Raw genomic sequence first — 23437 nt, forward strand, 5'->3', positions numbered from 1 at the left:
GCAAACATAGATAAAGAAAGGGAGGAGCACTTAGCAGTGCTCCTCCCTTGTTATTAAGGAAGTCGTTATTACGTTAGAATACGATTATTCCACTGTTTCAATGATAACTTCTTCAACTTGAACATCTTCTTGGTACTCGAAGCTTGGGATTGTTGCTTCCACACGACGGTTTTGAGCACGACCTTCAGCCGTATCGTTTGATGCGATTGGGTTTTCTTCCCCTTCACCAGAAGCGGTAATGCGATCAGCTTCAATACCTTGCTCTTCGATGTATGCTGCTACTGCTGCCGCACGTTTCTTAGAGATCATCATGTTGTACTCAGCTGCACCTGTTGAATCTGTGTGACCAACAATGTTAACGGTAGACTGAGGGTATGTTTGTAAGACTTCCACAATTGGCTGTATAGCGGCTTTACCTTCGTCTGAAAGTTCTGTGCTGTTAGTCGCAAATGTACCTTGAGAGAAACTCTCAGTTTGCGCTTTGGTAACCACTACCTCCGCTTCCTCTTCAACGACCACAGCTTCTGGCTCTGCAATTGGTTCAGCTGGAGCCTGTGTTACCGCTGCAGCAGTAGCTACTGTTGCGGCTGAAGCTGTCGTGTTACCTGTACCGAAATTGTAGCTCAGACCAATGGTAACAAGGTTAGAGTTTAGGTCTTGGATGATCTTATCGTCAAAATCATCGAAGTATTGGTATTCCACTCTCAGCGCCCAATCGTCTGAAAGCTGTTTCTCGGCACCGATACCTAAGGCTAAAACAACGTCGTCTTCGTCATCGTGCATGATGTAAGCAGGACCTGCTTTAAAGAAGATATCAAACTCTTGTTTAATCGCTAGTCGATACATTGGGCTTAAAGAAATGGCTACGATAGAATCGCTGTATCTTTGAGTCGCTCCGTTGTTGTTAAAGCTGGTGTCATAATCACCTAAGTAATCTGCATTCAATTCTAGAGCAATGTTATCGGTAAAGTTGTAACCACCGTAAATACCGCCCGCCACTGAATCATCTTCACAATCAATGTTGTCGACACAAGCGCTATCTAGCCAACCCATGCCAACTTTTGCGCCTACGTATGTCGTTGCGGCAATTGATGGAGCAGCAGCGAAACCTGAAGCAGCTATCACAGCACACATGATTTTTGACAATTTTTTCATAATCTTATCCTTGGATTAACTCTTATTGTTATCTGAATGAACCTTTAAAGCGACGACTTACTGATTGGGACACTGCAACAGTAGATCGTTCAAGGCGGAGATTCAGGTCGAACCTATCTTGGAACTGTTATTACATTGTTAGTACAGTTGCTTATTATGGTCAATGAAATTGTTAAAAATTATATATTTAAGGTGCTATTTACAGAGGTTTTTGTCAATTAATTGCTGTCTCAAATGTTGGAAACGAAGAAACCTCGTATCATTTTTAGGCGATACGAGGTTTCATTTTCATGTGTACGGAATGTTTGGTTGGGTAATCTAGGTGATTACCGTTATGGGCGCTCACCAGCTAACAAACGTTTTTCAATATCTGCAATGACACCTGGTAGGTCTGCAATGGTATCGATTAGGTAGTGTGGGTTTGATTTGTTTAGCTTAACGCTTGCTTTTTCACGTGCAGCTGCAAGTGTTGTCTCGTCTGCATCTAAATATTCTTGATACGTTAAGCCTGCTTCGTTCCCCGATAATACAAGTCCAACTGTCCACATGCCTGCGTTGTGACCCTCATCGATCCCCGGTGCTGCGTCGTCTACTTTTACACACGCAGCAACGCTAGTTACACCTAGATCGATTACGTTTTTCAGTGCCATAAATGGAGCAGGGCGACCACCTTGAGGTAAGTCATCGGTCGCTACCACGTTATCTGGTCGGTAACCGTAATCTGCAGCTGCAGGAATTAAAACATCCATCACTTCACGTGGGTAACCTGAACAAGACCCGATCTTCACGTTCTTCTCTTTTAGGTTATTGACCACTTCTATCGCATTCAAAATAGGTGCTGCGTGATCGGCTACTTTCGCTTTTTGAAGAGGCATGAATGCCGCGTAGATCGCGTCAACGTCTTCACTTGTCATGGAGCGTCCGAACTGAGCCTTCCAACGAGCGTCAACAGCTGGAATTCGACCCACTGCTTGGATGTGGTCCCATTTGCCGATCCCCATAGGTTCACGCGCTTCAGCTAAGTCGATGTCAAAGTCGAAACCTTGTTTGAATGCTTCAACGAAGATGCTAGTTGGAGCAAACGACCCAAAATCAACGATAGTGCCGGCCCAGTCAAAGATAACCGCTTGGATAGGTGATGTCGTGTTCATAATAGTGTCCTATTTTTGTGTCACTCCCAGTTCAAAGTTCTGGGAAACAAATGGTTGTTTAAGGTTATTGGTTTAAATGTTGATTTCGAGAATTAAAGGTATTCAAAATCTTTGCAGACTTTGGCTATCGCTTTTTCGAATACAGACAGAGCGACTTCTAGCTCGCTGCGACTGATGATCAATGGCGGGCTTAATTGAATCACGTTACCTTGTGACACCTTAAAGCTCAGGCCATCGTTCAGACATTGGTAAAGTACTGCTTCTGCTTCATCGAACGCTCGGTTTTTGGTGATATGGTCAGTGACCAATTCCACTCCCCAGAGCAGGCCGATGCCGCGAATGTCACCAATGACTGGGTATTTCTCTTTCATTTGAAGCAGTTGTTCACGCACGAATGCGCTGTCTGCTTGCACTTTTTCAAGTAGATTTTCTTGCTCAATCACTTCCATCGTAGCCAGTGCCGCCGCGCAACCGATAGGGCTTTTCTCATGGGTGTAATGACCAAGTGAGACTTGTGCTGCTGTGTTGTATTTGTCTTTAGTGACCATGGCTGCAATTGGAACCAAGCCGCCGCCAAAACCTTTACCGATACAAAGAATGTCAGGTTCGATATCAAAAGCTTGGTGAGTGAACCATTCGCCACTACGACCCATACCGTTTGGAATATCGTCGATGATCAACATGACGTTATGCTTATCACAAATCTCACGGATTCGCTTCCAGTAAGCTTTGCTTGGAACTTGAACGTCTGTGTTACGCACTGCTTCGGCAATGAAGGCACCAATGCCACCTTCTTTTTCAATCACATATTCTAGGTAATCGGCGTAGTGCACATCACATGCCGTCTCATTGTTATCGCCTGAGTTTTGCCCGCAACGCGATAAAGAGACATTAAGGGGAAAAGCACCACGATAGGAAACCGCTGGTGGAATGCGTTCTACGCCAGCCATTAATGGCCCCATGCCTTCGCGGAAACACGCTTCGCCCCCCACTGAAATTGCATCGAGTGACGCGCCATGGAATGAATCCCACAATGACACTACTTTGAAATTGTTGGTGACATGTCGAGCCAGTTTGAGTGCCATGCCGATAACCGAAGTACCACCCGGTGCAAACAACACGCGGTTCAACTCACCACCGCAGATCTGTGTCAGCTTTTCAGCGCATTGAACGGCTGTTTCATTGGTAAAGCGACGTGGTGAAAACGGCAATGAAGCCATTTGTTGAGTCACTTTATTAATGATATGTGGATGGCCATAACCCAATTGATGAACATTGTTACCGTGAAAGTCCATGTACTTCTTGCCCGTCGCATCTTGAATGTAGATGCCTTCAGCTGCTTCAAGTGTGTCTAGACAAGGCGTTGACATCGCTTGATGAAGAAATACGTCAGAGTCACGTTTTAACATCGCTTGAGTCGCATCATCGTTTAGCGACTCGTTCCATTTCTCACGCGCTGGCGTGGTGTTCACATCGCCTTCGCTTCGAAAGTGTGTCGCCTTTAGAACAGAATCTTGATTGGCCATCGTCATTATTTGATGTCCCAGTACATAGCATTCTTAACTGCGCCAATTAGAGCTTCAATGTCTGACGGATACACTTCACCGATGTTACCGATTCGGAAGCAGTCGGCGTTTGAAACCTTGCCCGGGTAAATCACAAAACCTTGTTCTTTCAAACGGTCATAGAATTCCTTGAATTGGTAATCGCTATGAGTTGAAGAATAGAAAGAGGTGATAATCGGTGAATGAAGTTCATCATTTAACAGAGGTTCAAAACCAAGAGAGCGCATACCTGCAACCAGTGTGGTTTGGTTTGTTTGGTAGCGACTATGACGAGCTTCGATGCCGCCTTCTTGTTCCAATTCAAGTAGAGCTTGGTAGAAAGCGCGCACTGTATGAGTCGGAGACGTGAAGCGCCATTTACCATGGTTGCTTTCCATGCAGTGCCACTGGTCAAACAGGTCAAGGCTTAATGAGCGAGCTTGGCCTTTGCATTTTTCCAGTTCCGATTGCTTCGCAATAACAAAGCCGAATCCAGGTACACCTTGAATACACTTGTTTGCCGAGCTGATCATGTAATCAATACCTAAGTCAGCAATATCCATAGGGATGCCACCAAAGCTCGACATCGCATCAAGAATGACGGTTTTGTTGTGCTGTTTTGCCAATTTGGCAATCTCTTCGATTGGATTCAACATACCTGTAGTGGTCTCACAGTGCACAATCGCAACGTGAGTAATATCTGAATCCATAGCCAATGCCGTTTCCATTTTGTTCAAGTCAGGCTGTGATGTTTCACCTGGGGAAACGACATGGCATGGAATGTTTAAATATTCTGCGATTTGAGCAATACGAGCACCATACGCACCGTTATCGACCACAAGAAGCTTATCGCTGTTAGAGATAACGCTACCGATTGTTGCTTCAACTGAAGCAGTGCCGCTGCCTTGCATTAATACACTTGTATATCCCGCCTGCTTAGTCGCCAAAGTAACAAGCTTGCTACGAATCACCTCAACAACGTCTTTGTTGTATTCATCATCCCAAGTACACCAGTCTTTTAGCATCGCTTGGCGAACGGTTTCAGAAGTAGATAAAGGGCCCGGTGTCAGCAGTAAGTATTCGTTTCTCATGTTCAATTCTCGCGATTTGTATTTTGGACTATACCAATATTTGCGGTTACTTTAACAACCAATTTAAACGGTCGTAAATAGCCCAAACGTTATTTTCACAAAAGCTTCATATTCAAATTTGTCACTTTTGTTGAGAAATTTTCCGATCTTTAAATTGCCATTTTTTGTTCATTTAATCGTCATAAAAGCCAGTTAGCTTAATACTCGAAATCTGGTACATACCAATGCAAAGGTGTGTGTTAACAACCTAAATGAATTTATGGATATAGAAGCCTCTAGATGGAGCTTCTAGCCTTAACAACTTTAACCTTGGCAATTCCTAACCTTGGCATCGGGCCTGACTGGAGAAAATGATGAAAAACCGTTTTATGAAAGGATCACTTGCAGCTTTAGTTACTCTATTGGCTGGTAATGCTTATGCAGCACAGGAAGTGACGGTTTACACCGCTTTTGAAACTGACATTTTAGCGAAGTACAAAAACGCATTTGAAAGTGAAAACCCAGACATCAACATCAAGTGGGTACGTGATTCAACTGGGATCATGACGGCAAAATTATTGGCCGAAAAAAACAACCCGCGTGCAGAGGTAGTTTGGGGACTTGCTGGTTCTTCAATGGCACTGCTTAAAGAAGAGGGCATCCTGAAACCTTATATGCCTCAAGGTGTAGAAGCATTACGCGCTAACCTTAACGACCCACAGTCTACTCAAGCTTGGTACGGTAATGATGCATTCTTCAATGCAGTTTGTTTCAACGAAGTGGTGGCTAAGCAACTTAACTTACCTGCACCTAAATCTTGGGATGACCTAACGAAGCCTATCTATAAAGGCCACATTGCCATGCCAAACCCAGCATCTTCTGGTACGGGCTACATGCAGGTTTCGGCTTGGTTACAAAACATGGGTGAAGACCAAGGTTGGAACTACATGCAGAAGCTAGACCAAAATATTGCTCACTACACGCACTCAGGTTCTAAGCCATGTGTTCAAGCGGGCATGGGTGAAGTCGCTATCGGTATTTCTATGGCGAGCCGTGGCGCTAAGCTGAAAACTCAAGGCGCTCCACTTTCAGTGATTACACCTGAAGGCATCGGCTGGGAATCTGAAGCGGTAGGCCTTGTTAAGCCTTCTGATGCAGCACAACGTGTTATCGATTGGTCTATTTCTAAAGCGGCAAATGAGCTTTACATCGAAATGTACCCAGTTGTTGGTCACCAAGATGTGACAGGCAAAGCAGAGAACTTCCCTAATGTAGAAAAGAACATGGCAAAAATGGACTTCGCTCGCATGGGCAGCGAACGTGCCGACGTTCTTAAAACATGGTCTGACAAGTTTGACGCTAAATCAGAGCCAAAATCTTAATCTGACGACCTAGTCAGTTACTTAACTATTTAGTTCATTAGAAGTTAGAAATCAGTAAAGGAAGGCTTCGGTCTTCCTTTTTTAGTTTTACGCCTTCAGGTTTTAAGTAAGGTACAACAAATGACAAAGCACTACTCATATTGGTTCAAGCAAGCGTTGGAACAAGAGTTCGGCAACATCAATGCGGGGCTAGATTCGGCTAAGCCGCTCCAAAAAGATGTCAACTGTGATATCGCCATTGTTGGCGGTGGCTATACGGGTTTATGGACGGCGATTTTAATCAAACAACAGCAACCCGAAAAGCATGTTGTCGTGATTGAAAAAGGCCTATGTGGTAGCGGTGCTTCTGGTGCGAACGGCGGTTGCATGCTGACGTGGTCAACCAAGTATCCGACGCTGAAAAAGCTCTATGGAAAAGAACAAGCGAAATGGTTGGTTAAGGAATCGGAAAAGGTTATATACGAGATCGAATCCTTCTGTAACGAACACAAGATTGACGCGCATCTATATCGCAGCGGAACTTACTACACGGCGACCAATGAAGCTCAAAAGGGTGGAATGGAGCCTGTTGTTAATGAGCTGGTTAAGCAGGGTATCAATAGCTGGAAGAAGTGCGACAATTCTTTGGCTGATAAAGCGGGATCTGAACACCATATTGAGGGTTACTACTCAGAAGCTGCGGGTAGTGTGCAGCCAGCGTTATTGGCTAGAGGTTTGCGCCGAGTCGCGCTTGAACTGGGTGTCGAAATTCACGAAAACACAGAGATGACATCACTCGACTATGGCTCTCCCGCTCGAATTCAAACCAAAGGCGGGTCAGTATTTGCGGATAAAGTGATTTTGGCACTCAATGCGTGGATGCTCGATCACTTCAAAGAGTTCAAACGCAGCATTGTGGTTGTCTCTTCAGATATGGTGGTGACCAAGCCCATTCCTGAAAAGCTCAAGAAGTTTGGCCCAGAGAAAGGGGCGGCGGTGGTGGATTCGCGTATCTTTGTCCACTACTACCGAGATACCCAGGACGGACGACTCATGTTGGGCAAAGGCGGCAATAAATTCTCGTTTGCCAATCAAGTTGAAAGCATGTTTAACCAAACGACTAACTACCTGCCGATTCTCAATCAATCGTTCCAAAAACTGTTCCCTAAATTGGAACAAAGTGAATTCGATTACAACTGGTCTGGCGGCTCAGATCGTTCGGTTACCGGATTGCCATTTTTCGGTAACCTAAAAGGCCAAAGCAACATCTATTATGGGCTTGGTTATTCAGGCAATGGCGTTGCTCAAGCCCGTATGGGCGGGAAGATTTTGTCAGCAATGGTGCTCGATATCGACAATGCTTGGACACGAAGCGGTTTAACTAAAGGCCCGTTAGGACACTTCCCGCCAGAGCCATTTCGTTGGGTAGGTGCGATGATGGTGCGTGATGCGGTACGAAGAAAAGAGAACGCGGAAGATTCGGGTAACACGCCATTGTGGCTAGATAAACAGTTATCCAAACTCGCAGGTGCGGCGGGCAAAGCCGACAAGGTTGAATCATAGATTAATCTTGCGTTTAAATTAGAAGTTTACATTAAGGCTCTCAGTGATTTATGGGCAAGTCACTGAGGGCTTTCAACGTTGAACGAACTGTTAATGCTGAACAAATAGCAATCCTTAATGCTTATTATATCTGCAATATAACTGTCATTTAGCTACTATAAATTTGTCACTCAACTGCAATATTCTCAGTTTAAATTTGGTATATACCATATAGAGAGTGCTGTAGTATGAGCAACCAAACTTATTTGAATATTGAAAACGTTGTAAAGCAATTTGGCCAATTTACAGCGTTAAAAGACATCTCCCTATCGATAGATAAAGGCGAGTTCGTCTGCTTCCTTGGCCCATCTGGCTGTGGAAAAACCACCTTATTACGTGCGATTGCAGGCCTAGACTTACCAACGTCAGGTTCCATTGAGCAGAACGGTAATGATACGACCTTCTTGCCACCAGAAAAGCGCGACTTTGGCATCGTGTTCCAATCTTACGCTTTGTTTCCAAATCTCACTGTAGAAGAAAACATTGCGATTGGTCTGAAAAACCAAGGCATGTCGACCAAAGAAGCCCTTGAGACGGTTGAGTCTTGGTTAGAGACCATCGGCTTACCAACATCTGGTCAGAAATACCCAAATCAGCTATCTGGTGGACAACAGCAGCGTGTTGCTCTGGCTCGCGCATTAGCCTTGTCTCCAGGCTTGTTGTTACTCGATGAACCGCTGTCTGCGTTGGATGCGAAGGTAAGAACACATCTGCGTGACGAGATCTGCCAACTGCAACGCAAGTTGGGTATCACCACTATCATGGTGACGCACGACCAAGATGAAGCCTTAACGATGGCAGACCGAATTGTGGTGATGAATCATGGTGTTATCGAGCAGGTCGGTGCTCCTCAAGAGATCTACCAAAAACCTGTCAGTCGTTTTGTGGCTGAGTTTGTTGGTAGCATGAACTTCATTCAAGCTTCTGTTGCGGCTCAAGGCAAGATGCGTATTGCTGAGTCAATGCTGCCGTTACCTGGCTTAGATAATCTCACGCCAAATCTGGGTGATGTTTTTGATATTGCCGTTCGTCCAGAGCAAATCCAGTTTGTTGATCGTTTTAGTGAATCCTTGCCAGTGAGAATCGTATCAAGCGAATTCTTAGGGGCGTTTTATCGTGTTGAGTGTCAATTGCAACATGACTCAACGGCGAAAGAGATCATCGTTGATGTACCCGTCAAAGAGTTCAACCGATTGAAGCTGCGTCGCAGTGATATTTGTTACGTGGCGTTTGATCAAGAAGGCCTTAGAGCTTACTCATCGAAAAGCCTGCAAGTGATGAAAGACGAGGCGGCGTAATCAATCATGGAATCGACTCAAATGATGCAATCTAAGCTGCTAATTCAACGACGAGTACAACCTTTTCTGGCTCGGTTAAGCAAAGACAACGTAATTCTATTTGGGCTGTTGGCCTTTTTGTCTGTGGTCATGACGTTGTTTATCCTGATGCCACTGTGGGCAATGTTGAAAAAGAGTGTTCAGAACGCAGACGGTGAATTTGTAGGTTTACAGAATTTCGCTACGTATTTTGCGTCTCAAAGCCTGTGGCAGTCGGTAGGCAATACCTTCACGCTTGGATTGCTAGTGACCGTAGTCGTGGGTGTCTTGGCGTTTGGTTATGCCTATGCGCTAACTCGTTCATGCATGCCTTTTAAGGGGCTTTTTCAAGTACTGGGTTCTGCGCCTATTCTTGCTCCGTCACTGCTTCCTGCAATCAGTTTGATCTTCTTATTTGGTAACCAAGGTATCGCTAAAGAAGTCTTGGGGGGCAACTCGGTTTATGGTTTGATTGGTATCTCACTGGGCTTGATATTTTGGACGTTTCCACACGCCTTGATGATTCTGACCACCTCATTAAGAACCTCTGACGCTCGCCTTTATGAGGCAGCACGTGCACTCAATACTTCATCGTTAAAAACTTTCTTTATGGTGACGTTACCTGCGGCAAAATACGGCTTGATCAGTACCCTGATCGTTGTGTTTACGCTGGTGGCTTGTGACTTTGGTGTGCCAAAGGTGATAGGTGGTAGCTACAACGTGTTATCGACTGACATCTTTAAGCAGGTGGTTGGTCAACAGAACTTCTCTATGGGTGCAGTAACCAGTATCTTGCTGCTATTACCTGCGTTGCTTGCGTTTACCGTTGACCGCTGGGTTCAAAAGAAACAAAAGAGCTTGTTTGATACTCGTTCTGTCGCGTACCAACCTGAACCTAGTTCACTACGTGATGGCTTATGTTTCCTTTATTGCACCATCATCTCTGCTGCTGTGGTTATTGTGTTGGGCATGGCGATATACGGTTCGATGGTCACCTTCTGGCCTTGGAACAAAGCGCTGACGCTAAACAACTACAACTTCGCAGAAATGAGTACTTATGGTTGGGCGCCATTCTTCAACTCCTTAACGCTTGGTGCTTGGACTGCGGTTATTGGTACTGTTCTGATTTTCTTAGGTGCATACTGCATTGAGAAAGGTCGCGCCTTCGGTCCTGTTCGTCAAGCGATGCAAATGCTCAGCGTTGTTCCGATGGCCGTTCCGGGTATGGTGCTGGGTTTGGGTTATATCTTCTACTTCAATGATTTGAGTAACCCACTTAACTTCTTGTATGGCACGATGGCGTTCTTGGTGATTAATACCGTGGTTCACTACTACACGGTAGGGCACATGACGGCGTTAACGGCATTGAAACAACTGCCTTCCGAAATTGAAGCAACAGCGGCTTCGGTAAACTTACCGCAATACAAGCTGTTCTTTAAGGTGACGTTACCTGTTTGTCTGCCGGCGATTTTAGATATTGCGACATACCTGTTTATTAATGCACTTACCACGACATCTGCGGTAGTATTCTTGTATTCTACCAATACGATTCCAGCGTCAGTATCAGTACTGAATATGGACGATGCAGGTCAAACCGGTGCAGCAGCAGCGATGGCGGTGATGATCATGATATCTGCAGCGAGTGCGAAGTTGATTCATATGCTAATCAACAAGTTATTCGATAAGCGCACCCAAGCTTGGCGTAAACGCTAGCGAACCACTTATATTGCAGTTGGCCAAGGAGTGGCTGACGACAAGAACAAGAATGAAAGGAAATGAAGTGCAGTACGTAAAAATCAAAGATGTCATCGTAGAGCAGATAGAGTCGGGGATGTTAACACCACGACAGAAGCTGCCTGCGGAACGTAAGCTGGCTGAATCGTTTGATACGACTCGAGTTACCTTACGCGAAGCCTTGTCTTCACTTGAAGCGGAAGGGCGCATTTATCGAGAAGACCGACGTGGTTGGTTTATCTCTCCCGAGCCGCTTCGTTACGATCCAACACAAACGCTGAACTTCACCAATATGGCTCTATCGCAGAATCGACAGCCGAAAACTGAGTTGGTGGCGGCGAAAGGAATGTTAGCAACCAAGGAGGCGACTCGGCTTCTTGAGTTACAACCTTTCTCGGACGTTTATCGAGTAGACAGAGTTCGTTATCTTGAAGATAGGCCGGTTGTGTATGTGACCAACTACATTCGACCAGAGTTGTTCCCTAACTTGCTTGATTATGACTTGTCTAAATCGTTGACGGACATCTACCGCGAACACTTTGGTGTGGTGTATCAGAAGATCCGTTACCGAGTGAGCACAACGTCTTTACTTGGCGAGACAGCGCAAGCCCTGCGTGCGACTTCTGGCTCACCTGCAATGGTTGTTGAGCGTGTTAACTACAATCAAAACGGCGATCTGATTGACTGTGATATTGAGTATTGGCGTCATGACGCGATCAGTATTGAGTCAATCGCGCAGCTAGAGCGCTAGTCATACGTTAGAACGTTAGCATATCTGCAATTATGCAGGATTGCCCAATTGAAAAGTTCAAAGGTCTCTTATTCGGAGGCCTTTTTATCACCTGTTGTCAGCCGTTGTGCTAATTCATCTATAATTTAGGAATGAAATGGAATTCTCTGCCATCGTCATCGTGACTATTTCGGCTTTGCTTCACGCGGGTTGGAACGTTCTAGGTAAATCGAATCAAGGATCGGGCTCGTCTTTCTTCTTAGCCTCTGGCTTTGCCGCTGCTGCGATATTGACGCCTTACTTGATCTGGTATGTTCACAGCGTTGGACTGTCAAATATCTTACTTCCATTTTGGCAACTGGTTTTCTTGAGTGGGATCTGTCAAATCATCTATTTGATTGGGTTAGGCGCGGCCTATAAACAAGCTGATATCGGTGTGATTTACCCAATGGCACGGGCACTGCCCGTGTTGATGGTGGGTTTAGGCACGGTGTTGATAGGCTATGAGCTGTCACCTAATCAATGGTTTGGCTTCACCTTGATTACCTTGGGTTGTTTGTTTGTACCACTTAAGAAGTTTTCAGATCTTAGGTTAAAAGCGTATCTCAACCTTGGCGTACTGTGGGCGTTAATCGCGGCCATTGGTACCACGGGCTATTCCATCATTGATAAAGAAGCGCTTCTGTTACTCGATCCTTTGAGCACACCAGTTATAACTAACAAGCACACCGCGATTTTCTACCTAGGCATTCAGTTTTGGGCAATTGTGATTCCGTTGAGTGTTTGGTTATTCGTAACCAACCAAAGAATCGAGTTTACTAATGCTTGGATACTGCGAAAGAAAGCCACGCTTGCAGGCATTATGATGGCTTCGACCTATGGCTTAGTGCTGTTTGCGATGACCATGACTGAAAATGTCAGCTTGGTTGTTGCTCTTAGGCAAGTGAGTATCATTTTCGGCGTAGTGATGGGGATCTACTTTTTAAAGGAAAAGTGGCACGCGACTCGCGGTGTAGGCGTATCTCTAATTATTGCTGGCTTAGTTATCTCATTGACTTAAAAGATCGCCTGAGTGATTGGGGATTTGTGAATAGGTATCTCTATTAAGTTAAATGAAAAAACGCCCTTAGCGAAACAAACTTCGTTAAGGGCGTTTTCTCTTTATCTAGTAAGAAGCTGTAGGTAGTAAAAGACTTACCCCGCTAAATCTTGAGCATCTTGCTGTTTCAACACTTTGTGGCCATCTTCAGTGACACCACGTTTCCAGTAGCTGCTGATGTAGATGTTCTCTTTCGCGACTTCTTTTTCGTTGCGGAAGTATTGTCTTAGCTCACGCATGCTTTCAAATTCACACGCTGTCCATATTGAAACCTGACCTTCTAACCATTCTGTGTTGCGCACGGTTTGTGAAAGTGACTCTGAGGTTTCATCTTCAATCAACCAGGTTACTTTGATACCTTGAGGAGTCTCAAGTACCTGCTTATCTGCTGCTGAGTTGATCTGAATGATAGCGTGACCAGTTGCTGTTTCTGGGAGCGTTTTTACTTTTGCAGAAAGCGCAGGTAGGGACGTCATGTCTGCAACTAAGAAGAACCAGTCTGACTCTAGGTTAAGCCCCTGAATTAAACCAGGACCAGCCACTGAAATAGTGTCACCCACTTTCGCGTTCATTGCCCACCTTGCAGCAAAGCCACACTGCAAATCTTTAGTGATGTGACGAACAAAATCAACTTCAATCCACTGCTCTACAGGATTGTACTGACGAATGGTGTAGGTACGCATGGTTGGGCGCTCACCTTCGTTTAGCTGGCTTAAATCAGTCGTGCCAAGTGGCGAGAATAAAAGCTTGATGTAGCCGCCGGCACATTCTGTTGGGTATTTACTTAATCCCTCACCGCTAAGCGTTATGCGCTGCATGTTTGGAGTAATTGTTGAGGTTTGAGTAACGGTTAATGTGATAGGGCTAGGCTTGCTCATATAAGGCTCTCTTAGATTTGGATTTCCACATCATAATCCTGAACTAAAAAACACTCAATACTAATAGTTATCATTTACTTTTATTTACACATGTACTACCTAACTTATACGACAGATCCTATTGAGAAACGGATCCTACAAAAAGAGCCCTTTAGAAAACTAAAGGGCTCTTAGGATTGGTTTGACTCAGCGAACAGAATTAGCTGTTTGCTTGCTCTAGTTCAATCGTTTCTTCAGCGGCTTTCGCAGCTTCTAGCATCTTACGAATAATGAACGATGCTGCCATTGCGATACCTACCATCACGACGGCAAGAACAGTCAGCATTTGGAAGTAATCACCGTAAACCGTTTGCACGATCTCTTGTGTGATCTCTTGACCTTTCTCTAGTGCAATAGACGTTGAGAATACCGCGCCAACAATGCCTGATAGTGCGATAGCAACAGAGAACAAGCTTACTGAGAAGTTTTCAATGTGCTTAGGTGCAACAGACAGGATGAAGGCTACAACCATTGAACCTACAATCACTTCACCGAATGCTAGGAAGAAGTGAATCGCTAGGAAGACTTCTGGGCGGATCAGAATATCGTCACCAACTGTCGTTACTGCCATCGTAAGGATACCGAAAGCGATAGCCGTGAGGATGAAAGAGAAACCGACTTTGGTTGCAGTTGAGAAGTTAATGTTTTTCTTTTCTAGGTTAGAGAAGATACCCGCGATGATAGGGCCAGCAACCATACACCATAGTGGGTTCATTGCCATTGAAGCTTCAGGTGCGACAGGGATGAAACCAAATAGATCGCCACGCATTGTGTTGATCGCTACCATTGTCATCGAAGTCATCATCTGACCGTAGTACACGAAGAAACATGTCGTCAGGAATGTGATGATTAAGATAGTGCCCATTTTCAGCATGTCTGATTTCTTCGATTTCATCATCAAAGAGACAAAGTAGATGATCGCTGCACCACCGATTGCGTACACGATGTTTTGGCCAATATCCATGTTAGAGAACATGAAGAATACCAAGCCGATCATTGCTGCAGAAAGACCAAGGAACGCTGCCCAGTTTTTAGTGCTTACTGGTTTTTGGTCGATTTCAGCACTTGCTTCAACAAGGCCTTTGCGAACAAAGATCATCATCAGAAGCGCAGCACCGGCTAGCACCGCTGAAAGAAGGAAACCACCGTGGAAACCAACAACAAGTACTAGCATTGGGAACAGGTATTGGCCTAACAGAGCACCAATATTGTTTACTGAGTAGTTGATTGGGTAGCAGTTCTCAAAATCTTCTTGAGTTTTGAACGTGCGTTTGTAAAGACTTGGGTAAGAAGGGGACATCAAACCACGTGCATAACTTGCTAACGCAATACCACATAATGCCATCGGAACATTGGTTGCTGCTGCACCAAGTACCAGTAGAACGTAACCACTTGCGAACCCTAGGAAGGCAATGGTTAAAGATCGGTAAGCGCCTAAAAACTTGTCGGCGATAAAGCCACCTGCGATAGCAAATAGCGGTCCGATTGCAGAGAAAGCACCAACAACCATCATGGTGTCGGCTTCATTGTAGTTCAGATCTTCAAGGAAGAAACGAGTCAAGATCACCATGACGCCATAGAACGAAAGTCCGAACATCATTTGGCAGAACATCATTGATTTGTTTAATCTATTCCACATTATTTTATTCTCACGTTTGTATTAATATGTAGTGTAATTGCCCGATTATAATATCATTAGTAGTAATACATAAACTTAAACATCTGTCCCAAGCAGAACTTTACTCGATATATCTTTTCTTATGAGTGCATTCATATTTCTCATGAATGAGATTTGCAACGTTAGATTTTGCAAGTGGATGCATGGCGGTATGAAATTTAGCCATCATCATTTGTGGCTAAGTAATGAACTAATAAAGGGAAAGTTAGAGGTAGTCATTCTGTAAGTTATTTTGAGTGAGTATCACTTTCAATTAGCTGTTGGGCTTTAGCCAATAAAAAAGCCAGCTTGGTGGCTGGCTTTGTTGAGATATTGAAAACTAAGTTTACAAGAATGCTGTCTCTATAGAGGCTTTCTCCACTCGTGTTCCTGTCTTTTATTCACAAGGTGGTGCCATGTGGATCACGGCTAGGCCGCCTAGAGAAGTTTCACGGTACTTCTTGTTCATGTCTTTACCTGTTTGGTACATGGTCTCGATAACCTTGTCTAACGAGATAAGACACTTGCTGGTACGTTTCAACGCCATGCGCGATGCATTGATGGCTTTCATTGCACCCATTGCGTTACGTTCGATACATGGCACCTGAACAAGTCCGCCGATCGGATCGCATGTCATGCCCAGTGAGTGTTCCATCGCGATCTCAGCGGCAATACAAATCTGTTCGTTGCTACCACCACGTAGGGCAGTTAGGCCTGCTGCGGCCATTGATGAAGAAACGCCGACTTCACCCTGACAACCTACCTCTGCGCCAGAAATCGAAGCGTTGGTTTTGTATAAGATGCCGATTGCACCAGAGACAGCCAAGAAGTCTTTAAGCTGCTTAGTGTCTAGCTCTTTGATGAAGCGATGGTAGTACATTAATACCGCAGGAATAACCCCAGCCGCACCGTTGGTCGGTGATGTCACGACCTGACCGCCCGCTGCGTTTTCTTCACTTACAGCAAAGGCAAATAGGTTAATCCAATCCATGATCTCCATTGGATCGTTTTCAATCGAGGCATTTGCTTCCAGCTTTTTAAGCAGAGCAGGTGCTCGACGAGTGACTTCTAGACCGCCATCAAGGATGCCTTCCGTGTCAAAGCCACGCTGCATACACAGAGACATCACCTTCCAAATTTGGTCGGCTTTCTGGTCAATCACATCCATACCTTGGAAAGACACTTCGTTACGCAGAATTAAGCCACCAAGGCTCAGTCCTTGTTGTTCGGATAGTTCAAGTAACTGATCAGCGGAAGAGAAAGGGAACTCAACTTGTGTTTCTGCTTCCTGTTTGCCGTTTTGTAGCTCATCAGCGGTTGCGATAAAGCCACCACCAATCGAGTAGTAGGTTTCCATATCCAGAAGGCTGCCGCTTTCGTCAAAGGCAGAGATAGTCATGCCATTTTCATGCAACGGAAGGTTAGTTTTGTGGAAGAGCAGATCGCTTTCTACATCGAAATAAATTTCATGGTTACCGCTAACCAATAGAGATTTATCTTCAATCGCCTTACGCATTGCTTGGTTAGCACTGGTGATTTTAATGGTGTCGGGGCGGTTACCTAGCAAACCTAACAAGGTCGCTCTGTCTGTGTGGTGACCAATACCCGTCAATGATAACGAGCCGTATAAGTCGATTTGAATACGCTTCACTTGCTTAAGCTGAGCATCAATTTTTTGGGTAAAGTTAAACCCAGCGATCATTGGTCCATTTGTGTGGGAGCTGGATGGTCCAACCCCAATTTTGTAGATATCAAAAATAGACAGCATAGTAACTTCCTGTGAAGACGGTTCGATGGACGAACTCTGTGTAAAATTTGTATTTGGTTAGTTGCACTTCTTTGAGTGAACCTGTTCTGTGGGTGAAACAGTTATGCGATAGAGCGTATTCATTGATTGAAAGGGCTCTTTTATCGACTAGTGCTAACAAGCATAGAGCGATGAAATACAAGAGCGTGCTATGTTTGCTGTAAAGCGACACGTTTATTCTTGTATTACCTAAGATGTCGCTATCAATAGTGAGCATTATTGCGAGCAACATATAAGAATTTCAAAATACTTTTGTTAACAAGTATTGTATACATAATTCACTCCATCTAATCCCCAAAACGAGACTTGAACATAAAATGAGCATTAATCACCTCCTTATTGTGCTGGGTAAGCGACTTAATAAGAATAAATTGACTGATGAAGGAATCAGTCGAGTTGATGCTTTGGTTGAGTATCTGGCGGAGCCTTTGGTAGAAGAGTCGAATCAGCAAACTGCGGTAGCATTTTGTGGTGGGCTAACAAAAGGGCAAACACTGTCTGAAGCCGACGCGATGCACCAGTACTTTAGAAAGCTTGAAAAGCAGCGTGAACATCCGTTTTCTTTAGGGGCGATTTTGCTCGAGCAGCACTCGACCAACACTGTCGAGAACATACAGAACTTGGCCTCAGAGATGATTGCAAGCGGGCTGTTTACTCGCGGGCAAAGTGTGCAAGTGACATTCGTTTCGAATGACTACCATTTACAACGTATATTCGAGATTCAATCGCTCATGGGCGAGCAAGGTTTGCTTAAAGTTCTCATCGAGAAGTGTTCCGCACTTGGGGTAGAGCAGCAAATAGATCGCAGGTTGGAGGCTCATGTTGCGGTGCCATACCCACATCAAAGTGCTCAGGGGCAATTGTTTCTGTTGATGGACGTACTGACGACCTACCGAGTTTATCTTGAAGGTGTTTGTGCGGGCGCATTTAAGCGAGATTTAGAGTTGGTTAGACGAGAGCCAGAAAGACTGTCTTTGGAAGCATTGATCACTGCCAAAGAGCTCGTTGGACGTTCATCTGACTTTGACATTGTGGAGAGTTTACTCCCAGCATTGGAGCGCTGTATCCAGCAGACTTCAGTGGGTACCGATGTAAAAAAAGTCAGGGAATACCTAGCTCTACTAGATACTAACCTGACTTTATTGAATCGTTATTTAGATCCGGAATCGGATCACACACATCGCTGGTGGCGATAGGTGATTATTTCTTTCTCGTGATGCCAAAAGCTAGAAGTTCAGTGCCTTCTTCAGCGATGTTTTTAACCGCTCGAACGTAATCATCGCCCATAACATTGTGCCAGAAGGCTCATGTGTTTTTTACAGTGATTAACTTTGGTTTTCTGAATCTTGCTCATGGTTATTGCGGTAGTACTCCCACTGTTCAATGCGCTCGCCGTCATCGAATACACAGTAAGTTGTACGCTGATTGTTTTCAGTAACCGTGTCTAATTCACCGTCTTGTTGAACACAATAAACCGCTGCTGGGTTAGCGACTGAAACACGTTGGCCCTCGCTATATTCTGCATAGTCGTTTGCACAACCGCCTAATACAACGGCACATACAGCCATCAAACCAATTTTCTTCATGTCTATCTCCTACGTGATAACTCTATAATCGAATGCGTTAAGTTCTACAGAACCAAATGAGAAGCTCTATGAAATTAGTATATTTTAGATTTCAGAAAAGGTTGTCCTAATTTGGTCAAGATATTGAAATAGGTTGATATTTCTTCATGTTTAACGACTTTTTGAGTGTTAGATCAAGCTAAGTGGATTCAAGTTACCGTAGGAATATCCCCGTCCGATCCGTTCTGGTTAGCGGTTGTGAACCTCGAATCTATTGATGATTATGATATGATGCCGCCAAATTCAGTAGAGCAGTCAGAATCATGAGACACCTAAAAACAACCATCCATCCTGATATCGACCATCTAGACAATAAAACGGTCTATAAGCGCAACGCTGCCCGTGCCATTGTGTTAGATGGTGAAGACATTCTGATGCTGTATACAGAGCGTTATCACGACTACACCATTCCTGGTGGTGGTTTGGATGAAGGGGAAGATGTGATCGCAGGTATGGTTCGTGAACTCGAAGAAGAGACTGGCGCGAAGAATATCCATAGCATCAAGCCGTTCGGCATTTTTGAAGAGTTTCGTCCTTGGTACAAAGATGATGCAGACATGATGCACATGATTTCTTACTGCTACTCATGCAAGATCGATCGTGAGCTTGGTGAAACGGCTTACGAAGATTATGAAGTGAAAAACGGGATGAAACCGGTGTGGATGAATATCCATGAAGCGATCGCTCATAACGAAAAGACCATGGCAGAGAGCCCTAAGAAGGGCATGAGTATTGAACGTGAAACCTTTTTGCTGCATTTGATTGCCAAAGAGATGCTTTAGCCGTTATCAATACTAGCCTGCTAAGCTATTTATTTGCCGCCACTTTTGGCGGCAAAATTGTTTCTAGCAATGCTAAAATTTAATAGCGGAAACTAATTATTGAATATGGTTGATATTGTCAACTAAGTGTTTTTGATGTATCTTTACCTCAGCGATGAACCTATCTAGCTTAACTGCCCGGTTATATCGTTAAATCTCGCTGTGAGCCTGCCCTAAACAAAGAATACTATGAATAAAAGACAGTTTATTGCCCATTATCTGCGCATGAATCGCACCTCGTACTTATTGGCGATTGTGTTCATCTTTCTCGTCAACTGGTTACAAGTAGAGATCCCTCGTTATATCCAATTGGCGATAGATTTGATTGATGATGCCTCTTCAACTGGCCACCAACAGCTTCAAACCTATGTTTGGATTGTGGTCGGGATGTCGGTTGCCATGGTGGTGGTGAGAATTCTGTCTCGTATCTATGCGCTTAATCCGGGGCGAATTACAGAGGCCGCACTTAAAAGTACACTTCTACAAAAGTTGAATCGCTTACCGAGCAGCTTTCACGAACGCTTTGCTTCGGGTCGACTGATCTCGATTATCAACAATGACCTTAGTGGCATTCGACTGCTGTTTGGTGTCGGCTTCTTGCAGTTCTTCAATGCCTTGCTTGCGTTGTCGTTGACGCCTCTTTACATGTGGCGCATATCGCCAGAACTCACACTGTATTCGATCATTCCTATCTCAATCGCTTTTGTGATTTTCCGTGTGGGCTTCAAGCGTATGAAAACGCTGCATTTAGAGCACATGAAGCGTCTACAAAACCTGTCTGCTCAACTAATGAGTTACCTGTCTGGGATTGACTTGATTAAGAGCCAGCAGATGTCACCTTGGGTGAAAGCCGAAACTGAAAAGCTGAACCAGTTATTGCTTGAATGCCGCCTTAAAATTACACGCATTCAAGTCTTCTTTATGCCGGTACTCGACTACGCCAATGACCTGATGAAAATCATCATTCTTGGGCTTGGTGGCTACATGTTAATGAGACAGGAACTCACACTTGGTGAGATTACCGCCTTTCTGACTTACTCGGTTTTGCTCGCTATGCCATTGATGCAACTTGGCAGAATCGCGACCATTTATCAGCGTGGCATGGTAGGTATTCAAAGTGCACAAACCATTCTTAATGCCAAAGTCCCGGAGCTTGATGAAGGTAAGCTGACTGAACTAGATGTTGAATCACTGAAGGGAAAAACGTTTTCTGTTCGCAACCTCAGCTTCAGCTATTCAGGTGAAGAACGCGTGATTCTCGATGACATCAGCTTTGATATTCCAGCAGGTAAGAAAGTGGGTGTGTTAGGCGGGATCGGAGCGGGTAAAACGACATTAGTGAACTGCTTAAACCACCACTTGGATGTACCACAAGGTTCTGTTTTCCTTGGTGAAAGAGATGTCACTAGCTTCTCACGCAGTGACTTACGCCGTTACGTGAAAACCGTGACTCAAGACCCTTACCTGTTTTCAGCAACCGTCGAAGACAATATCCGCTTTGGTAGCCTAGATACCGATTTGGCAAAGAGTCAGGTTGATGAAGTGCTAGAGCTCAGCCAGTTGGCTAGTGATGTGACACGTTTTGAACACGGCGATCAAACCTTAGTCGGTGAGAAAGGGATCATGTTGTCAGGTGGTCAGAAGCAGCGCTTAAGTATTGCGCGTGCTTTATTGCAACCCACCGACCTGATCATCATGGATAACGTTCTATCGGCTGTCGACTATGAAACAGAACGTAAGATCTTGGAAGGTTTGTTTAAACGTTTGGAAAATCAATCGGTTCTTGTGGTTTCACACCGCGTTAATGCCCTTGAATATATGGATGAAGTCATCGTGTTGAACGAAGGTAAAGTGATCGCGAAGGGCGACCACGCCACGTTATTGAAAACCTGTGATTACTATTACGATACATGGCAACTACAGCAGAATGAAACGGAGGCAGCAGCATGTTAAAAGGTGTTGATCTCAAATACCTCAAGCACTTTTTTAAGTTTGCTAAGAAATACAAAGGCTCTGCGATTCTGGGCATCGCTATGCTTCCTCTTTCTGTCATCACGAGCTTGTTGTTCCCTTGGCTGATCATTCAAGTGATCGATGTTCACCTGAGTCATGGGGATATGGATGGTCTGCTCGAATACGTCTTCTATCTCGTTGCCGTGCTGGTGGCGAGTTATGTGGTGGATACCACCTATTCGTACAACCTTCGTAAAACTGGGCAATACACGATAACTGACATGCGCTCAGTGTTGTTTGCTCGCGTGCTCAAACTGCCACGCAGCTATTTTGATAACACACCGATTGGCGTAACGCTTTCACGATTAACCAGTGATTTGGAAACCATCGGCGAGACGTTTGTTCAGTCGGTTGTCGGGCTAGTTAAAGACAGCATCAATACCATTGCTCTGTTAGTGATGATGTTCTTTATTGATTGGCAGTTAACGATGATTGTATTGATCATTATGCCACCAGTGATGTACTTGACGGTGTATGTGAGAAACCGACTTCGTGCTTTGTATAAGGTGACTCGTTCTTCTTTGGCTCGCAGTATTGGCTTTTTACAAGAAGTCTTATTTGGCATGAAAACCGTTCAGATGTACCGAGCGGAAGAGCAAGTCGAGCAACGCTACCAAGGCTATACCGATGAGTTTTTAAGAGCGCAGAAGAAGATCAATAAATACGATGCGATTTTGTTCTCGTTTATCTCCGGCATCACTTCAATCACTATCGCGATTATGATCTGGTATGGCTCTGAGCAAGTGATAGAAGGAGCGCTCACCTTGGGTGTGCTGATTGCGTTCATCAATACTTTAGAGAAAGTGTTTGTTCCGATCCGAGACTTTACTTCGCAGATCGCTTCGATTCAGAGTTCATTTGCAGCGTTTGACCATATTGAAGAACTGTTTGTTGAGCCGACTGAAGAGGAAGGGCGTAACCTGCTGCCATCTAACAAGGTTGAGAAACAGCTTGAACAGTTTGTGAGCCTAGAGTTTAAGAACGTAAGCTTCCGCTACAAAGACGACTCTCCCTACGTTCTAAAGAATGTCTCGTTTGTATTGGAGAAAGGGCATCAAATTGCCCTTGTGGGTTCGACGGGTTCGGGCAAGTCGACGATTCTGCGTCTGATCTCTAAAACCTACCAAGATTATGAAGGCAGCATTTTGTTGAATGGAATAGAGCTGTCACAGATCTCAAGTGAAGACTCTGCTCATTTGTTCTCAATGATGATGCAAGACGTGCACTTATTTGAAGAGACCATTCAATTCAATATCGCGCTGGGCAAAACGCATCTATCTAGAACTGAGGTTGAACAGGCGGCGCGCTATGTTTATGCCGATAAGTTTATTGAACAATTGCCACAAGGTTATGACTTCCACTTGGAAAAGAACGGCTCCAACTTGTCTGTAGGGCAAACGCAGCTTATCTCGTTCGCTAGAGCGGTTGCACAGGGTGGTCAATTGATGATGCTTGACGAGGCGACCAGTTCGGTAGATTCAATCACCGAAGACCTGATTCAAAAAGCAATGCAGCGCCTTTTCAAGGAAAAAACTGTGATTGCGATTGCACACCGTTTGAGTACCGTTCGTCACTCAGATACGATTTTGGTGTTGGAAAAGGGTGAAATTGTTGAGCAAGGTAATCATCAACAGCTGGTGGCACACAATGGTATTTATGCTGGCTTGTTACAAGAATCGATTGTAGAAACGGGCGATTCTCAAGTAACGGTTGCCTGATCACCTCAAATCAGGTTTACCGTTATCGATACTATGAATTGGTGTTGCTTATGTTTCACCAATTTCTATTCTTTTCTAGTATTCCCAGTAGCTTAGGAAAAATAAAACATATTTTAC

18 protein-coding genes are annotated in these 23437 nt (G+C 44.6%); 10 read left to right on the forward strand and 8 right to left on the reverse strand.

The window, feature by feature from the left end; translation table 11 throughout:
• Window positions 1-84: 84 nt before the first annotated feature.
• From AB4351_RS11145 to phnW, 4 genes are all read right to left on the reverse strand, one after another.
• Window positions 85-1155, reverse strand: a complete 1071-nt coding sequence (locus AB4351_RS11145; protein WP_372126000.1) for an OmpA family protein — start codon at window positions 1153-1155, stop codon at window positions 85-87.
• Between the two features lie 332 nt (window positions 1156-1487).
• A complete protein-coding gene (gene phnX / locus AB4351_RS11150; protein WP_050649212.1) occupies window positions 1488-2306 on the reverse strand; it encodes a phosphonoacetaldehyde hydrolase in 819 nt (272 codons plus the stop codon).
• Window positions 2307-2398: 92 nt separating this feature from the next.
• Entirely contained in the window at window positions 2399-3838 is a 1440-nt protein-coding gene (locus tag AB4351_RS11155) for an aspartate aminotransferase family protein (protein ID WP_102393589.1), read from the reverse strand.
• Entirely contained in the window at window positions 3838-4941 is a 1104-nt protein-coding gene (gene phnW, locus AB4351_RS11160; protein WP_102393588.1) for a 2-aminoethylphosphonate--pyruvate transaminase, read from the reverse strand. Before phnW ends, AB4351_RS11155 begins: the two co-directional genes overlap by 1 nt.
• 350 nt (window positions 4942-5291) lie before the next feature.
• Here phnW and AB4351_RS11165 point away from each other — a divergent pair, with 350 nt between their 5' ends.
• The 6 genes from AB4351_RS11165 to AB4351_RS11190 all read left to right on the forward strand — a co-directional run bounded on the left by AB4351_RS11165 (window position 5292) and on the right by AB4351_RS11190 (window position 12723).
• On the forward strand, window positions 5292-6302 hold the full coding sequence (locus AB4351_RS11165) for a putative 2-aminoethylphosphonate ABC transporter substrate-binding protein (RefSeq protein ID WP_102393587.1): 1011 nt from the start codon (window positions 5292-5294) through the stop codon (window positions 6300-6302).
• A 120-nt stretch (window positions 6303-6422) separates the two neighbouring features.
• The gene (locus tag AB4351_RS11170) at window positions 6423-7844 is read left to right on the forward strand and encodes an FAD-dependent oxidoreductase (protein WP_102393586.1); all 1422 of its coding nucleotides are present in this window, start codon (window positions 6423-6425) and stop codon (window positions 7842-7844) included.
• A gap of 227 nt (window positions 7845-8071) precedes the next feature.
• On the forward strand, window positions 8072-9181 hold the full coding sequence (locus AB4351_RS11175) for a putative 2-aminoethylphosphonate ABC transporter ATP-binding protein (RefSeq protein ID WP_102393585.1): 1110 nt from the start codon (window positions 8072-8074) through the stop codon (window positions 9179-9181).
• Between the two features lie 21 nt (window positions 9182-9202).
• A complete protein-coding gene (locus AB4351_RS11180) occupies window positions 9203-10912 on the forward strand; it encodes a putative 2-aminoethylphosphonate ABC transporter permease subunit (protein ID WP_372126005.1) in 1710 nt (569 codons plus the stop codon).
• 67 nt (window positions 10913-10979) lie between these two features.
• Window positions 10980-11684, forward strand: coding sequence for a phosphonate utilization transcriptional regulator PhnR (gene phnR / locus AB4351_RS11185; RefSeq protein ID WP_029235340.1), 705 nt, complete (start codon window positions 10980-10982; stop codon window positions 11682-11684).
• Window positions 11685-11820: 136 nt separating this feature from the next.
• Entirely contained in the window at window positions 11821-12723 is a 903-nt protein-coding gene (locus tag AB4351_RS11190) for a multidrug transporter (RefSeq protein ID WP_102393583.1), read from the forward strand.
• 134 nt (window positions 12724-12857) lie between these two features.
• On the opposite strand, the gene AB4351_RS11195 is transcribed toward AB4351_RS11190, so the two are convergent.
• From AB4351_RS11195 to AB4351_RS11205, 3 genes are all read right to left on the reverse strand, one after another.
• Window positions 12858-13640: a siderophore-interacting protein gene (locus AB4351_RS11195; RefSeq protein ID WP_102332033.1), complete on the reverse strand. Its 783-nt coding sequence runs from the start codon at window positions 13638-13640 to the stop codon at window positions 12858-12860.
• A gap of 199 nt (window positions 13641-13839) precedes the next feature.
• Window positions 13840-15318, reverse strand: coding sequence for a peptide MFS transporter (locus AB4351_RS11200; protein WP_080582209.1), 1479 nt, complete (start codon window positions 15316-15318; stop codon window positions 13840-13842).
• Window positions 15319-15733: 415 nt separating this feature from the next.
• A complete protein-coding gene (locus AB4351_RS11205; RefSeq protein WP_017068616.1) occupies window positions 15734-17104 on the reverse strand; it encodes an L-serine ammonia-lyase in 1371 nt (456 codons plus the stop codon).
• A gap of 356 nt (window positions 17105-17460) precedes the next feature.
• Between AB4351_RS11205 and AB4351_RS11210 the strand changes: the two genes are divergently transcribed.
• On the forward strand, window positions 17461-18339 hold the full coding sequence (locus AB4351_RS11210; protein ID WP_102393581.1) for a YdcF family protein: 879 nt from the start codon (window positions 17461-17463) through the stop codon (window positions 18337-18339).
• Between the two features lie 129 nt (window positions 18340-18468).
• On the opposite strand, the gene AB4351_RS11215 is transcribed toward AB4351_RS11210, so the two are convergent.
• A complete protein-coding gene (locus tag AB4351_RS11215; protein ID WP_017059521.1) occupies window positions 18469-18729 on the reverse strand; it encodes a DUF333 domain-containing protein in 261 nt (86 codons plus the stop codon).
• A 302-nt stretch (window positions 18730-19031) separates the two neighbouring features.
• Between AB4351_RS11215 and AB4351_RS11220 the strand changes: the two genes are divergently transcribed.
• The 3 genes from AB4351_RS11220 (at window position 19032) to AB4351_RS11230 (ending at window position 23320) form a co-directional block, all read left to right on the forward strand.
• Window positions 19032-19550: an NUDIX hydrolase gene (locus tag AB4351_RS11220; protein WP_017059522.1), complete on the forward strand. Its 519-nt coding sequence runs from the start codon at window positions 19032-19034 to the stop codon at window positions 19548-19550.
• Window positions 19551-19778: 228 nt separating this feature from the next.
• A complete protein-coding gene (locus tag AB4351_RS11225) occupies window positions 19779-21542 on the forward strand; it encodes an ABC transporter ATP-binding protein (RefSeq protein ID WP_372126008.1) in 1764 nt (587 codons plus the stop codon).
• Entirely contained in the window at window positions 21536-23320 is a 1785-nt protein-coding gene (locus tag AB4351_RS11230; protein ID WP_372126011.1) for an ABC transporter ATP-binding protein, read from the forward strand. The genes AB4351_RS11225 and AB4351_RS11230 overlap by 7 nt, the downstream gene beginning before the upstream one ends.
• The last annotated feature ends 117 nt before the right edge of the window (window positions 23321-23437 follow it).

This window comes from Vibrio sp. 10N.261.51.F11, from assembly GCF_041471665.1.
Taxonomy (GTDB): Bacteria; Pseudomonadota; Gammaproteobacteria; order Enterobacterales; family Vibrionaceae; genus Vibrio; species Vibrio crassostreae_C.